Genomic DNA, 12710 nt, shown 5'->3' on the forward strand with positions numbered 1-12710 from the left:
TTAATCTTGTATAAACGAAGCAAGTGCTTCTAATAACACTTCTTGCGCTCCTACAATTTCTGTCGGCATTGCTTCCCATTTTTTCGAAAGCTCCGTCTCTACTCTTATTCTCAGCTCAGAATTCATTTCTGCTAGCACATATTCTTTCGTTGCTATATCAACATCAAGTAGCGCGAGTGCATATAATTCCGGGTCATTTATTTTTTCGAATAATCGTTTTAATACTACCGGTGCTATATGTTTTAATTTTTCAATATGAATTTCCTTATCCGAAAATAGTAACTCATATTGAATAAACGTAACATTTTCTTTAATCACTTTAAAATAACAATTATTTTTTTTATCATTCACAAAATAACCGTTTGGATCTGCGATAATACTTTCTACTTTACGAATTAAATCTGGCAAACTATTCGCCGCCATTACAGTCCGCTGTTCAACCTCACTCGGCGAAATGAATGTAACGCGATACTTATTTTGCGCCATCCTCCTCACCTCTCCTTTTATAGAAATTCAGTCTAATTGTATACTACAACTATCTTAAATTAACTTAAAACTATTTTATATTACCACTTCTTACACTACCACACTACTCTAGTAACGCTACATATCTCTGGTCTTACACATCGGTCGGGACTCTATTAGGCACTAACCGCTCCAAAACATCGCCAGGTCCTCTCTCAAAACCTAAAAAGTGCTTTTAAGAACCTTTCAATAACTCTATGTTATTAAACCAAAACGCTATTTGCTGATCCGTAATGTTTGGCAACATAACAAAAAACTCACGACACTTCATCTCATCCTTAAACAGTTGATACTTCCAAACGCTATCGCTACCAACACTTATGAAATAAAACTCATGGATACGGCCAATGATTGCTTGTTTTTCGCCAAATGAATACGGAGGCACTTGCTTAATTTCAAATTGATCTGGTAAATATACATGCTCTTCTCGTTCTATTTTTAATACTTGCTCGGCAAGTTCACGTTTATTTTCGAAAAAAGGCAATTGTAAAATTCGCTCTTGTCTTGTCATACGAATAAAAAACCCTTTCTACTCCATTACATTTTTTCATTACGATATATTATCGAATTAAGTTTACAACTTCATTTAATACTTCATCTGAAACTTTAATTACTTTCGCATTTCCTTGGAATCCGCGTTGGTATAACATTAAGTCAACGAACTCTACAGATAAATCTACGTTTGCACCTTCTTGTGCACCACCACGTACTTTACCCGCACCGTTTTGACCAGATGCACCAAGAGCTAAAATACCTGTTGTATTCGTCGCTGTATAGTTACCATTACCTGTTTTCATTAGTCCGCCTTCGTTCGGAAACATCGCAACAGCTAATTGACCTGCAGATTTCATACTTCCATCAGAATATTTTACCATCACATATCCACCGTCAGCAATGAAGCAATCTTTAACCGTCGCTGCTGCTCTACCATCTACGTCTGTTACTGATAATGTTTTATCTGTTGGATGGTTTGTTAAATGACTTAAGTCTAATTTTATAGAGCCACCGTCAAATGGAATGTTTGCTCCTTGCTCTTTCGGATTTGGATTTCCAACAGCATCAAATGTCATATTACCACCTGCACCTGGAACATCCTTAAACTCTGTTTCTTTTTTCGAGTCATTACGCATTTGTACTTTATATGTATAATTATGTTCACTCGTTTGTTTAAACTCTACACGCATTGTCCATGTATTCCCTGCATTATCATATACAGATAAATCTTGTGTAATTTGTTTTTCACCAGTTGGAATATTCCCTTTAATTGTCCCTTTCGATGTTCGAATACCACCAATTGCTGTTCCCATTGGAATTTGCAACGGTCCTGGAATTCCAGATAAATCAACTTCACCAGTTGCCTCATTCGCAGGGTATGCAAACACGTATTGACCTTCGGTATTCGTAATATAGTAATCTGAAGATATCCCAAACGTACCTTTACGAGTAAATTCCATATTTCCGCCTTTTGAATCACCTACAACGAAGAAACCATTACCTTCCATTGCGGCTTGTGTTTTGCCACCAGTTAACGTAATTGTACCATCACTATAATCCGTAACAGTACCACTCATTTTCACACCGTTACCAATACTTTTCGGATTCGTTCCTGCGTATTTACCGTCACCTTTTGCACCAATCGAATTGTTATATAGTAAATCATCAAACATTGCTTTTTGTTTTTTATAACCTACTGTTTGTGCATTGGCAATATTATTTGAAGTTACACTTAATGCATTTTGTGTTGCATTCATCCCTGTAATACTTGTATATAACGCTTTAATCATAACGTATGGACACTCCTTATGAATTTGTAGTTTTTACTTCTTCAGTTACTTTTTGATCGTCTTTCTTTGCGTCTTCTGGGTTCGTTTCCCCAATCGGTTTATCAGACACTCTCTCAACGAAACGAAGAGATACAACTTTATTATTAATAACGAGCTGTACATCGTTATTTTCTGCAAGGCGAACTGTCTCTACTTGACCAGTTACTTTGTTTCCTTCGCCGTCAACACCTCTTACGTATTTCCCTAAAAACTTCATTCCACCATCAAGTGCTGTTGAATACATCGTTGATTGCAGCTTATCTACTGCTTTCGTCATATTCTGTACTTGTTCCATAAGAGATAACTGCGCTGTCTGATTCATCATTTGATTCATATCCATCGCATTAAATGGATCTTGATGTTGGAAACTTGATAAAAACAATTTTAGGAAATCATCTTTCCCCATTACCCCAGGAGTCTTTTGCGCTCCTGCTGAAACTCCATTACTTTGTTGCACTGGCGATTGTACACCATTAACAGGTACATTACTTTTTTGCGCTCCTGCTTGTAACGGAATATGATTTGTACTCGTTGTATTTAATCCAACTGTTGGCACGCTTTATTCCTCCAATAATCCCGCAAATTCTGTTGATTGTTGTTTTTCATGATTTGTATTTGCTAATTTCTGTTTTTGCCTTTGCTCTTGTTCTCGCTGTTCTTTACGATTTTCATCTTTATCTGAATAGCTAATTTGAATATTGATTTCTTTTTCTTTTAACTTTAATTTCAATTCATCAAAAATGATTTCAATACGTTTTTTCGCATCGTGTTTTTCCATTTCTACGTGAACGTCAATTTGATCTCCATGTTTTTTCATAAACACTGTTAATGTACCAAGTTTTTCTGGATTTAACTGAAATAAAACACGTTCTTGTTTCACTACAAATTTTTGCAAGGCTTCTACTTGCGCTTCCATTTTCTTTCCTAAGTCAGGTAATGAAACTTTCTCAGCACCACTATTTGATTTCCCTATTTGTTCGGTACTCGTCGTTTTATTTAATAACTCTGCACCTGCAGAGCTCGAATCGTTTAATGCATCACCTTCTGGCAACTCTACCTTTGCATCATCGCTCTCAGCTTTCGGAAGATCTACATCTTTAAATTCTTCTTGTTTCTTTGCAATATTACAAGTTTCTGTTTCTACAACCTTCAATGCTTGCATCGTTTGCTCTGGCATCTTCATTTTGTCTAATACCATTTGCATTGTATCTTCTAAACATATAGCATTTTTGATATTCATATTTGAAAGAAGTTCTTGTAATTGTTGTAATTCAGCTGCAGGTAATTCATTAAGTTTAATATTGCCATATTCTTTATATAGCTCTTGTATTTTTTGTATGTATTGATATAACAATTCCGGCTGCACATGTAATTGCTCAATTGCAACCATTTGCTCAGATACAGCTAATAACAACTGTTCTGTCTCTTTTTTTTCTTCTTTCTTTACAATTGGTTCTTCTTTCGTTACCGATGGTTTAGAAAGGTTATATTCTTTTTTCTCTTCTTTTTGTGCTTCTTCTCGTTTCGTTTTCTCCGTTTTCGGCTGCTTTTTATTTTCGATTCTCATCGTACGATCGAATGAAGAATCTTCATTTTTCGATTGTACTTCTAGCCCTTTTTCTTTTTGCGGAGGTAAACTTTGTTGCACCGGTAATACAGACTGTATCACTACATTCACCTCATCCATTCATACACATTTTCAAATCAAGAAGCATTTTTTCTTCCAGCTTTTCTTGTGCTTTCGCAAGCTTTTGGCAATCTTCTTGATACATCTCATCAATGACACGTTCTTTTTCTTTTACTTGCTCTAAAAGGCTTTCATTTTTTTGAATAAAACCTTCCGTTTTTTTAATTTTTCGATTCCATTCTTCTATTCTTTCAGGTGAAAACGTATGTGAAGAAAGCATGCCAGCCATAATACGTTGCCCAGTTTGTACGACTTTACTACGCGATTTCACAACATATAAATCATATTCTTTTTTTTGTTCTATTTTTCTTTTTTCAGCTGTTAATTCATACACTTCTTTTAAAATATGTTCTTTTTCTTGATTTATTTGCAATTTTATTGTGTCGTACTGCTGTTTATCCACCTGTTTTCATAGCCCCTTCCTATTATAACGTTCTCTTTTTCTATTATATAGTTTTTTTCCAAAAAAATCTGTGAAATATTAAAAAACAAAAAAATAAGACCTCTTGGGCAGAGGCCTTATACTATATGGTGTATCGCTTCAACGATATCATCAAATGGGAAACTATCCGATCGGCCTTGCTTTAAAAATGTATTTATGCCTTCTACTTTATTTTTACATTCAAAAATATAAGCATTTTCTTCATTTTCTTGAATCGTTCCTAGCTTAAAATACAATTCATTTTCTTTATAAATTGATAAAATCTTTCTCATTTCATTTGCAAGTTGCCAATGATGTGGCGAAACAATTTCTTCCATAATCCTACTTACTGAATCTAATACTGAAATTGCAGGATAATGACTAAGCGTTGCAAGCTCACGCTTTAATACGATATGTCCATCTAAAATACCACGTGCTAAATCTGGTACAGGGCCATTTAAATCATCCCCATCAACAAGCACCGTATAAATACCTGTTATAGATCCCTTTTGTGTTTTCCCAGACCGCTCTAACAACTTCTTCATATAACTTTCCATTAACAGTGTTTTACCACCAATCGGTAACTCTTTAACAGCAATATCAACACTTCTTCGTGCATCGGCAAAACGAGTAACAGAGTCCATCATAAGTAATACGTTATTGCCCTGATCACGGAAGTATTCAGCAATAGACGTTGCGAGTTTCGCTGCACGAAGTTGCATAAGATGACTTTCATCTGACGTCGCTACAACAACGACGCTTTTTCGCATCCCTTCCTCGCCTAACTCTTTTCGAATAAAGTCTTTTACTTCCCGGCCACGTTCTCCTACTAAACTAATAACGTTTATATCAGCTTTTGCATTTTTTGCTATCATTCCAAGTAAAGTTGATTTACCAACACCTGACCCAGCAAAAATACCAATCTTTTGACCGATACCAATTGTTAGCATAGAATCAATTGATTTTATTCCTGTTTCAAATACATCGGTAATCTCTTCACGTTCAAATGCATGTATAGGCGGTGCATCTAGTTTTATTTTCTGTAATGGAATGTTTTCAGCTTCCTCATTTAACACTTCACCATTTGCACTTAACACTTTTCCGAGCAAGTGATTACCACGTGGTACAACAACATCTTCTGAAACTAGTGTCACTGAATCTCCATAACATACTTTTTCTGTCTGTTCAAATGGAAGTAGCATATTATTTTCTTTTTCAATGGCAATCACTTCACATAAGACGTTATGTTCTCCAACGAAGCAAACATCTCCGATCTTCGCTTTCGGCCCTTTTGCTACGAAAAACTGTTCTTGTACACTATGAACTTTGCCTACTTTCGTATACAGCGGTGTTTCAATGAACTTATTCCATTTTTCGTTCTCATTCATTAACAGGCGGCTCATACATTTTGCTCCTCAAATAACTTCTCTTCTTCCCATTTCTGACGAAGTTTCGCAAATATAGGTGCAAATTTAAATTCAAAGAACTCTTTCTCTTCTTCCAGAACAAATTCACCAAACTGCAGGGAGAAATCATATTTCCATTCTACTAATTGTAGTAACCAATATTCTTTCGTATTCTCCTTCTCTTCTTGAATACGTTCAAACGTTTCTGGATGTACTGTAATGATTAATTTTTCAAACGAAGTTGGCAATGTTTGCACGATGCCAGTTAAAATAGGTAACACATCAAGCAATCGTGAATCTACCGCTTGATTCACGATTTTTTCTGCTAAATGAAATGATTGATCCCATAATAACTCTGTCCATTCATATGCTATTTCTTGTTGTTCTTTTTGAAACTGCACACGCGCTGCTTCCATCTGTTCCATTTGTTCATGAATATGCATTTGAAATTGTTCTTTATCTTGTAATAACTGTTGACGCTCTCGTTCTAACATTTGCTGCTCTTGCCTTAGCTGATTCATTTCCATATGTAATGATTCTTGCTGGGCGCGAAGCTCTGCATGATCAGCTTGTAATTCTTCCTCTTCTATTTGGACTGAAGCTGGTTTTGGAAATTGTAATTCATACGTTTCTTCAGAAAAAGAAACAGAATTCTTCGGAATTCTGTTTTTAAATAAGGACATCCTCTTCACCTCTTTGAACGATAATTCTTCCTTCTTTCTCTAGCTTTTTCACTGTACCAGTGATCGTTTGCTGCGCTTTTTCAGCATCCGTCATCTTAAGCGGTCCTAAGCCATCTAATTCTTCTAGAATCATCTCTTTACGGTTTGAAGACATACATGTAAATAATTTCTCTTTAATTTCTTCTTTTGCAATTTTAAGTGCTTTCGCAAGAACACCGTTATCTGTAATTTCTTCTAATACACGGCGAAGCGCAAGATCTTCAAGACCAAGTAAGTCTTCAAAGACAAACATATTTTCTTTAATTCTCTCAGATAACTCATAATCGACTTCATCCAGCTTTTGAAAGACTGTTTTTTCAACACCTCGTGAAACATTATTTAAAATGTTTACGATTGTTTTCAAGCCATCAGTTTTATTAATTGCACTAAATGCCATATTATTTAATTTCGATTTTAACAACTCACCAATTTGATTAATTAATTCACCATCAACTTGTTCTAGTTTCGCAATACCCATTACCGTTTCTACTCGTTTATGATCTGGCAATCTCTCAATTAATTGAGACGCAAGTTGCGGTTTAATATAAGAAGCGATAATTGCAATTGTTTGTGGTGACTCATCATTAAGCACTGTAAGAAGTGGCTCTAAATCTGTAAGTGAATTTAAGAATTCAAATGGATTATCTTTGTTATACCAAAGGTCTTCCAATAATTTTTCCAGTTCGTCTTCTGGCATATTTTTAAATATGCGACGAATATATTCTTTATCTGGAGTGACTAAGTTCAATTCTTTTACATTTAGTTCATATAAGAACTCTCCTAGTACATTCTCTAACGTTTCTGGTTTATATACACGAAACTTCGCAATTTCACGAAGTAATACTTCTTTTTCCTCAGCTGTCATATATTCAATGACTTTTGCTGCCACCCCTTCGTCTAATGTACGAATGAGGATGGCAGCTTTTTCTTTGGAGGAGATTTCATCTAACATCGTTGTTCCTCCCTTACTGTCCGTTTAACCATTTTTTAATTACTTTTGCAGTACCTTCTACATGTTCTTTCGTAGCATCCTGCACTTGTTCATCTAACGTTGGTTCTTTCGGTTCTTCTGGTTCAGGTTTTGGCTCTATTTTTTCTTCAGGAATTTCCAAGATACTTTCATTACTTGCAGCCACTTCCTCTTCTGCTAAGTATTCTTCATATTCCTCTTCTTCTTTCTTTCTCTTACGTCTTGCTAATAAGAACCATACTAGACCACCGATTGCTAATAAGCCAGCTGTAATTCCACCGAATAACCACCAGTTCATACCACTTTTTTCTGGCTCTTTCTCTTTTTCAGCTTTCGGCTGATCGAACTGAACAGTTACAACGTTAACTTGACCATTTATAAAGTTACCGTTCGGATCAGCTTGAAGTCCTGCCGCTGTTCCTATTGCTTCTTTAAAAGTTGTCATATCAATTCTACGTTTTACTAACGTATCATTATCTACCCATACAACAACATTTGTTTTCGTTAATTCTGGGTGTTTCTTAATTGTTTCAACTGTTTTATCTATTTCATAGTTTTCGATTTTGTTACCATTTTTATTATCATAGACAACTTTACCATTTTGATTATTGTTCGTACCGTAGTTTGGCACTTCACCGTTCGCTGTAATACCAGCACCTTGCTTCGTATCTGCCCCTTCTTGCGCAGTAGAGCTTTCCTCTTGCTCTTGTTTACTACGAAGTACACCTTTATCACCATATTTCTCTGACTGACGTGTAACTTCATCGTAGTTTACAGATACTTTCGTATTCACTTTATATTCATTCGGTTTAAACATCGTCATTAACGTTGCATCAATATCTTGCTTTAATTTACCTTCAAGTTGGTGCTGCATCTCTACTTCTTTCTCATAAGAAGAGGAACTACTAGAATGTGCTTCATCTGCTCCTTTTGAGATAACACCTTTTTTACTATCAATAACACTTACTTCTTCTGCTTTCACACCAGGAACCGCTGCACTAATCATTTGCTGTATACCTGCAACTTGATCAGCTGTTAACAATTGTCCACGTTTCACTCCAACCGTAATCGCCGCTGTTCCTTTTGCTTTTTCTTCATCAAAAATTGTCTCTTTTTCAGGCAATGTAATTTGAACATTTGCCGTTTCAACTGTCGCAAAGTTTCTTACAATATCTTGCTCCAATTGCTTCTTCGTACCAACAATTTGCTTCATTTTTTTATCTTGTTCACTTGAACCGAGCGAGCTTTCTAATAAAATTTCTTCACCGCTTTTCGAATTAAACGGTAAGCCCATCCCATTCATTTCTTTTCGAACCCATGGAGCATCATTCTTTTGCACACGAATTGAACCATCGGCCGCTAATTGATAATCGACACCTAACTTCGATAATTCTGCTGTAATCTCTTGTTTATCTGTATCATTTAAATTTTGATATACAACAACATATTTATCTGGCAAGGTGAAGTATAAAAGTGCTCCTGTTACAATCGCTAAAAGCGCAGCACCAATTACTAACTTATGCCACGTTTTTAACGATTTGATAACATTTTTCATCTTTTCCATTTAAACACACCCGTCCACTTTCCTAAATTTGCATATTAATTAGTGACTTATAATTTTCAATAAGATTATCACGTACGAGAGCAGCTGTTTTCATTTGAGACTCAGCTTTCTTTTGCTGAATTAAAACGTCATGTGTTTCTCCTACCCCTTTAGTTAGTAAATCATATACTGCTGTTTGCGCATTGTTTTGCGTTTGATTCATATCTTCCAATAAATCAATAAACTTTTTCCCCGGAGCTACAGATGTTTCAGAAGTTTTCGGTGCACCAATTGACTGAATTGCTCCAAATGGTTGTGTATGTAACATTGGTTGAATTTTCATATTACGATTTTCCCCCTTATCCTCGGCCGATTTCTAAATCTTTATCAAGCATTTTTTTATTCGCATTTAATACACTCGTATTCGCTTCATACATTTTTTGAGCAACCATTACATTCGTCATTTCAGCAGTTACATCAATATTTGGATAACGTACATATCCTTCTTCATTTGCGTGCGGATGCGTCGGATCATACACTAAATTTTCCGTTTTGTCTGCTTCAATACTTTTTATTTTTACTCCATTAGTAGGAGCCCCATCTAACATACTTGCAAAACTATTGTTTGATTCTAACACCACACTACGACGCTCATATAAATCTGCCCCCGGAGCCGCCGTCGTATTTGCATTTACAATATTGTTAGAAGTAACTTCCATCCACTTTCTCGCTGTCGTTAGCCCTGAGCCACTTGCATTAATTGCCTGAAACATCCGTTGTCTCTCCTTCTACTTTTAACGTCCGCGTGCCGCTTGGTTAATTGCATATTGTGTATTAATTGCGTTAATTGAAATACCGTATAACTGATTTGCTTTCATTAAATCTAGCATTTCTGTCGTTACATCCACACTATTTCCGTCTTTATTCGTTTGCATTGATTTTGTTTGAATCTTTGCATATGTATTTTTCGTATTTACTGTCGGTAAGTGCATTTCATTCGTTTGATATAAATCTGGATTGCTCTTTAAATCAGCCGCATTATTTTTATATAAGGCACTACTTTTATTCATCTGCTCAGCAAATGTTACATCTTGTGCTTTATAGCCAGGTGTATTCGCATTTGCAATATTACTAGAAACAGTATTTCGTTTCGTCACTAAATAATTCATATAATGGCTTACATCACTCACTAAATCTGGCATATTCCACACCCTTCCTTTTCTAACGTAATGATCCACTGATAGAAGTTTCACTTCATTATTTATTTTCTTATATGCGTTTATTAAAATATTTACTATTATGTACCCTTACATATTTTATTCCATTTTTTCATTGTTGTCTTTAGAAAAATACAAAAATATAAAAAAGAATGCAAAAAACTGTATACACATAGTAATCTATAGAACATTTCAATATATAAACTACAAACTAAAGTCCATTTTTCTATTATTTAGATTACTATTATTTTTTCATCACAGTCATAAAATGAAACCTCAATCAGCGGCGTTCTTTATGTAAACGAAGGAATAGACCCCCTTTTAAAAGGGGAATCTGTTTCCAAACGTTATTATTAATATTTACCGTAAAATGAATTAGCCTTCATTCGCCCATCATTTGTCATAATCATTTCTTCCAAAATCTTTTGCCTATCCCGAATATGCTGAGCTGCCTTAATAATGAACGGGCTTACTTCTGCTGCAACTTGCGCACGCGTTTCTTCATCCAATGTCATCATCCAGCGATTTAACATCTCACTCTTCTCAGCAAACTCTCTGTCTGACACTTGCAATTCACCGATTTCATTAAAACAGCTGACAAACGTCCGATAAATATCATTGTTCATTTTCAAGTGCTCCGCGGTAACCGTCTATTAAATCTTGTAACACTTTCACAATTGCATCAATATCTTTCGCTTCACGCGTTACTTTCATCATTTGAATTTGAATGCTAATCCAATCATATAAACCATAGAGACTATCATATAAATCTTTCGTAATTTCAGGATTTAATTGAAGCTTTAGCTCTTCAAAAATACGTTCTAATTTTTCAAGAAGTGCGTCCCCTTCTTGTAGTTTAAAAGTATGTAAAAGTTCTTCTAAATTACGAAACTCTACAATACATCTTTCATAAATAAAAATTGTATTTTTAATCGGATTACTCGTCATAATATCATTTTGCATATAACGTTGCCATGCTTGCATACGATCACTTCCTCAACTTTCATTAATCATCACTTTTTTGTTTTGTCATTGCTTTAATTGTTTTTAGTTGGCTATCAAGCGCTGCTAATGTACTCTCTAGCTTTTGATACTTCTTCACAATTTCATCTTGTTTTTGCAAGTTTTGCGTCTCAATATCTTTAATCTTTTTATCTAAATCACTTACACGTGAATCAATGTTTTTAACTCTCTCGCCGACTACACCTTTATCACCAAATAGTTTATCAAGCGGTTCTTCCATCATTTTTCCTAAACCGTTAGAACTAAAGAAAAATTGCTTCGCTGCATCTGGCTTCTCTTTTAATGCTTTCGTTAACTTTTCGTCATCAACTTCCATCGTTCCATCTTGCTTTAATTGAATACCAAATGTGAATAAATAATTACCATCTTGAGAAAATGTTACGACATTGTTCATTGCCTGACGCACACTTTGCATAATAGCTTGACCTTGGAAAGCTCCACCTTTTCCAGCAAAGATATCTACTGTAGAAACAGCTTTATTATAATCAGCTACCATTTTTTTAATAACATTCGATGCGTCTGTTACGTTTGAGTCATTTACTGTAAACTTTAGATCTATACCTTTTGCTTTTGGATCTGTTGTTGCACCAGCATCTGGCGCTCCTTCTACTTTCGGCTCAGTTACCTTTAACAACTCAATTTTCACACCAGGAAGAGCTTCAATTGTATTAGTAGAACCTTCCCCTTTGATACCATTAATAGTATACATAGCATTTTGTGCTTCATTGATTGTATTGAGCGCTGTGCCATCCGCCTTAGCTAAACCCATATCTTGAAATAGTGTAGATGTGCTCGCCTCAAACTTAATCTGTCCATCTGTTCCCTCTTTTTTCGAGGTCATGAAAATTTTATTTCCAAGTGTATAAGCTGATACGCCATAATCTCCATCATTAATCTTATTAATTAAATCTTTATATGTCATATCAGTTGTTACTTTTAGTTCTTTACCACCTAGTTTTAATGTTTCATCTTTAGGAAGCTTTGCATTTATATCTTTAATTTCATTTGAAGCTATTTGATGACGCTGTGCAAGCTGTGTAATTGTCATATTAAAAGTACCAGCAATCGCACCACCATCTGCTTTTACATTAATATAACCGTCTTGTGATGTTGTTACCTTTTTCTCATTCCCTTTAAAAGCCGCTAAGTTTTTAAAAGTTTGTGTAAAAGAACTAAATTCTGATTTTAAACTTGTATATAGTAGTTTATCATTTGTAAGGTCATTCTTTTCTTTCGTATATGGTGTTTTCCTCATATCTAAAGCATTCATTTCTAATTCGACGAAGTTAGAAGTATCGATCATATTATTTCCGAGGTTCCAAATTTGTTGTCTACCACCAATACCTGTCATCGTTGTTCCTGCCATTTTTCTC

Annotated in this window: 16 protein-coding genes; all 16 read right to left on the reverse strand. The window is 35.1% G+C overall.

From position 1 onward, the window contains the following. The 16 genes from ACTFSL_RS00915 to ACTFSL_RS00990 all read right to left on the reverse strand — a co-directional run bounded on the left by ACTFSL_RS00915 (position 1) and on the right by ACTFSL_RS00990 (position 12703). On the reverse strand, positions 1-486 hold the full coding sequence (locus tag ACTFSL_RS00915) for a hypothetical protein (RefSeq protein ID WP_000068301.1): 486 nt from the start codon (positions 484-486) through the stop codon (positions 1-3). 214 nt (positions 487-700) lie between these two features. Further along, positions 701-1036: a DUF3964 family protein gene (locus ACTFSL_RS00920; RefSeq protein WP_000198166.1), complete on the reverse strand. Its 336-nt coding sequence runs from the start codon at positions 1034-1036 to the stop codon at positions 701-703. Between the two features lie 49 nt (positions 1037-1085). Further along, a complete protein-coding gene (locus tag ACTFSL_RS00925; RefSeq protein ID WP_440041090.1) occupies positions 1086-2309 on the reverse strand; it encodes a flagellar hook protein FlgE in 1224 nt (407 codons plus the stop codon). Between the two features lie 16 nt (positions 2310-2325). Continuing rightward, positions 2326-2904 carry a flagellar hook assembly protein FlgD gene (locus ACTFSL_RS00930; protein WP_001143463.1) on the reverse strand — a complete coding sequence of 193 codons (579 nt, stop codon included), beginning with the start codon at positions 2902-2904 and terminating at the stop codon, positions 2326-2328. A gap of 3 nt (positions 2905-2907) precedes the next feature. Further along, entirely contained in the window at positions 2908-4017 is a 1110-nt protein-coding gene (locus tag ACTFSL_RS00935; RefSeq protein ID WP_119684179.1) for a flagellar hook-length control protein FliK, read from the reverse strand. 10 nt (positions 4018-4027) lie between these two features. Continuing rightward, entirely contained in the window at positions 4028-4438 is a 411-nt protein-coding gene (locus ACTFSL_RS00940; protein WP_088338811.1) for a cytoplasmic protein, read from the reverse strand. Between the two features lie 116 nt (positions 4439-4554). After that, complete coding sequence (locus ACTFSL_RS00945) at positions 4555-5859, reverse strand: flagellar protein export ATPase FliI (RefSeq protein ID WP_000088690.1); 1305 nt, start codon at positions 5857-5859, stop codon at positions 4555-4557. After that, a complete protein-coding gene (locus ACTFSL_RS00950) occupies positions 5856-6545 on the reverse strand; it encodes a FliH/SctL family protein (RefSeq protein ID WP_000051695.1) in 690 nt (229 codons plus the stop codon). The genes ACTFSL_RS00945 and ACTFSL_RS00950 overlap by 4 nt, the downstream gene beginning before the upstream one ends. Next, a complete protein-coding gene (fliG, locus tag ACTFSL_RS00955) occupies positions 6532-7536 on the reverse strand; it encodes a flagellar motor switch protein FliG (protein WP_086384959.1) in 1005 nt (334 codons plus the stop codon). Before fliG ends, ACTFSL_RS00950 begins: the two co-directional genes overlap by 14 nt. Positions 7537-7549: 13 nt before the next feature. After that, on the reverse strand, positions 7550-9118 hold the full coding sequence (gene fliF / locus ACTFSL_RS00960) for a flagellar basal-body MS-ring/collar protein FliF (RefSeq protein WP_119683172.1): 1569 nt from the start codon (positions 9116-9118) through the stop codon (positions 7550-7552). Between the two features lie 22 nt (positions 9119-9140). Next, positions 9141-9440, reverse strand: a complete 300-nt coding sequence (gene fliE, locus ACTFSL_RS00965; RefSeq protein WP_000701668.1) for a flagellar hook-basal body complex protein FliE — start codon at positions 9438-9440, stop codon at positions 9141-9143. 16 nt (positions 9441-9456) lie between these two features. Continuing rightward, a complete protein-coding gene (gene flgC / locus ACTFSL_RS00970) occupies positions 9457-9870 on the reverse strand; it encodes a flagellar basal body rod protein FlgC (protein ID WP_000484680.1) in 414 nt (137 codons plus the stop codon). A gap of 21 nt (positions 9871-9891) precedes the next feature. After that, positions 9892-10350, reverse strand: a complete 459-nt coding sequence (gene flgB / locus ACTFSL_RS00975) for a flagellar basal body rod protein FlgB (RefSeq protein ID WP_370445031.1) — start codon at positions 10348-10350, stop codon at positions 9892-9894. A gap of 317 nt (positions 10351-10667) precedes the next feature. Next, entirely contained in the window at positions 10668-10940 is a 273-nt protein-coding gene (locus ACTFSL_RS00980) for a hypothetical protein (protein ID WP_016124342.1), read from the reverse strand. After that, positions 10930-11298 carry a flagellar export chaperone FliS gene (locus ACTFSL_RS00985; protein WP_016082182.1) on the reverse strand — a complete coding sequence of 123 codons (369 nt, stop codon included), beginning with the start codon at positions 11296-11298 and terminating at the stop codon, positions 10930-10932. The genes ACTFSL_RS00980 and ACTFSL_RS00985 overlap by 11 nt, the downstream gene beginning before the upstream one ends. A gap of 22 nt (positions 11299-11320) precedes the next feature. Then, positions 11321-12703: a flagellar hook-associated protein 2 gene (locus ACTFSL_RS00990; RefSeq protein ID WP_046392539.1), complete on the reverse strand. Its 1383-nt coding sequence runs from the start codon at positions 12701-12703 to the stop codon at positions 11321-11323. Positions 12704-12710: the final 7 nt, after the last annotated feature.

Origin of the sequence: Bacillus cereus group sp. MYBK108-1, from assembly GCF_051917185.1 — a bacterium.
Lineage (GTDB): Bacteria > Bacillota > Bacilli > Bacillales > Bacillaceae_G > Bacillus_A > Bacillus_A cereus.

What these genes read in the sequence shown, in the direction of transcription:
- ACTFSL_RS00915 (WP_000068301.1), bottom strand. Translation starts at nt 486, where the DNA reads ATGGCGCAAAATAAGTATCGCGTTACATTCATTTCGCCGAGTGAGGTT.
- ACTFSL_RS00920 (WP_000198166.1), bottom strand. Translation starts at nt 1,036, where the DNA reads ATGACAAGACAAGAGCGAATTTTACAATTGCCTTTTTTCGAAAATAAA.
- ACTFSL_RS00925 (WP_440041090.1), bottom strand. Translation starts at nt 2,309, where the DNA reads ATGATTAAAGCGTTATATACAAGTATTACAGGGATGAATGCAACACAA.
- ACTFSL_RS00945 (WP_000088690.1), bottom strand. Translation starts at nt 5,859, where the DNA reads ATGAGCCGCCTGTTAATGAATGAGAACGAAAAATGGAATAAGTTCATT.
- ACTFSL_RS00950 (WP_000051695.1), bottom strand. Translation starts at nt 6,545, where the DNA reads ATGTCCTTATTTAAAAACAGAATTCCGAAGAATTCTGTTTCTTTTTCT.
- fliG (WP_086384959.1), bottom strand. Translation starts at nt 7,536, where the DNA reads ATGTTAGATGAAATCTCCTCCAAAGAAAAAGCTGCCATCCTCATTCGT.
- fliF (WP_119683172.1), bottom strand. Translation starts at nt 9,118, where the DNA reads ATGGAAAAGATGAAAAATGTTATCAAATCGTTAAAAACGTGGCATAAG.
- fliE (WP_000701668.1), bottom strand. Translation starts at nt 9,440, where the DNA reads ATGAAAATTCAACCAATGTTACATACACAACCATTTGGAGCAATTCAG.
- flgC (WP_000484680.1), bottom strand. Translation starts at nt 9,870, where the DNA reads ATGTTTCAGGCAATTAATGCAAGTGGCTCAGGGCTAACGACAGCGAGA.
- ACTFSL_RS00980 (WP_016124342.1), bottom strand. Translation starts at nt 10,940, where the DNA reads ATGAACAATGATATTTATCGGACGTTTGTCAGCTGTTTTAATGAAATC.
- ACTFSL_RS00985 (WP_016082182.1), bottom strand. Translation starts at nt 11,298, where the DNA reads ATGCAAGCATGGCAACGTTATATGCAAAATGATATTATGACGAGTAAT.
- ACTFSL_RS00990 (WP_046392539.1), bottom strand. Translation starts at nt 12,703, where the DNA reads ATGGCAGGAACAACGATGACAGGTATTGGTGGTAGACAACAAATTTGG.